Raw genomic sequence first — 1,601 nt, forward strand, 5'->3', positions numbered from 1 at the left:
CCATATGGTTGCTCCGCCGGGTTGGGGTGTTACAAACTCTCGTGGTGTGACGGGCGGTGTGTACAAGACCCGGGAACGTATTCACCGTAGCATGCTGATCTACGATTACTAGCGATTCCAGCTTCATATAGTCGAGTTGCAGACTACAATCCGAACTGAGAACAACTTTATGGGATTTGCATGACCTCGCGGTTTAGCTGCCCTTTGTATTGTCCATTGTAGCACGTGTGTAGCCCAAATCATAAGGGGCATGATGATTTGACGTCATCCCCACCTTCCTCCGGTTTGTCACCGGCAGTCAACCTAGAGTGCCCAACTTAATGATGGCAACTAAGCTTAAGGGTTGCGCTCGTTGCGGGACTTAACCCAACATCTCACGACACGAGCTGACGACAACCATGCACCACCTGTCACTTTGTCCCCCGAAGGGGAAGGCTCTATCTCTAGAGTTTTCAAAGGATGTCAAGATTTGGTAAGGTTCTTCGCGTTGCTTCGAATTAAACCACATGCTCCACCGCTTGTGCGGGTCCCCGTCAATTCCTTTGAGTTTCAACCTTGCGGTCGTACTCCCCAGGCGGAGTGCTTAATGCGTTAGCTGCAGCACTAAGGGGCGGAAACCCCCTAACACTTAGCACTCATCGTTTACGGCGTGGACTACCAGGGTATCTAATCCTGTTTGATCCCCACGCTTTCGCACATCAGCGTCAGTTACAGACCAGAAAGTCGCCTTCGCCACTGGTGTTCCTCCATATCTCTGCGCATTTCACCGCTACACATGGAATTCCACTTTCCTCTTCTGCACTCAAGTTTTCCAGTTTCCAATGACCCTCCACGGTTGAGCCGTGGGCTTTCACATCAGACTTAAGAAACCGCCTACGCGCGCTTTACGCCCAATAATTCCGGATAACGCTTGCCACCTACGTATTACCGCGGCTGCTGGCACGTAGTTAGCCGTGGCTTTCTGGTTGAATACCGTCAGTACGTGAACAGTTACTCTCACGCATGTTCTTCTTCAACAACAGAGTTTTACGATCCGAAAACCTTCTTCACTCACGCGGCATTGCTCCATCAGGCTTTCGCCCATTGCGGAAGATTCCCTACTGCTGCCTCCCGTAGGAGTCTGGACCGTGTCTCAGTTCCAGTGTGGCCGATCACCCTCTCAGGTCGGCTACGTATCGTCGCCTTGGTAAGCCGTTACCTTACCAACTAGCTAATACGGCGCGGGTCCATCTATAAGTGATAGCAAAACCATCTTTCACTTTAGAACCATGCGGTTCTAAATGTTATCCGGTATTAGCTCCGGTTTCCCGAAGTTATCCCAGTCTTATAGGTAGGTTACCCACGTGTTACTCACCCGTCCGCCACTCACTCGAATGTGAATCATGAAGCAAGCTTCAATCATCACGAGAGTGCGTACGACTTGCATGTATTAGGCATGCCGCCAGCGTTCGTCCTGAGCCAGGATCAAACTCTCATATTAAAAGTTTGTGACTCATAAAAATTATACTAGCGAATTGACTTCGTTGTAAATCCAACAAATAAATGTTGGCCTACACAATTTAGTGTTAAAACTTTGTTCAGTTTTCAAAGGTCTACCAGCT

Annotated in this window: 1 rRNA gene; it reads right to left on the reverse strand. The window is 49.3% G+C overall.

The features are described from left to right. Positions 1–1,480, reverse strand: a 16S ribosomal RNA gene (locus DDF78_RS11590); the annotation flags it as partial. Positions 1,481–1,601 lie beyond the last annotated feature (121 nt).

The sequence above is a fragment of the Bifidobacterium tibiigranuli genome, from assembly GCF_009371885.1.
In the GTDB taxonomy this organism is placed as follows: Bacteria; Actinomycetota; Actinomycetes; order Actinomycetales; family Bifidobacteriaceae; genus Bifidobacterium; species Bifidobacterium tibiigranuli.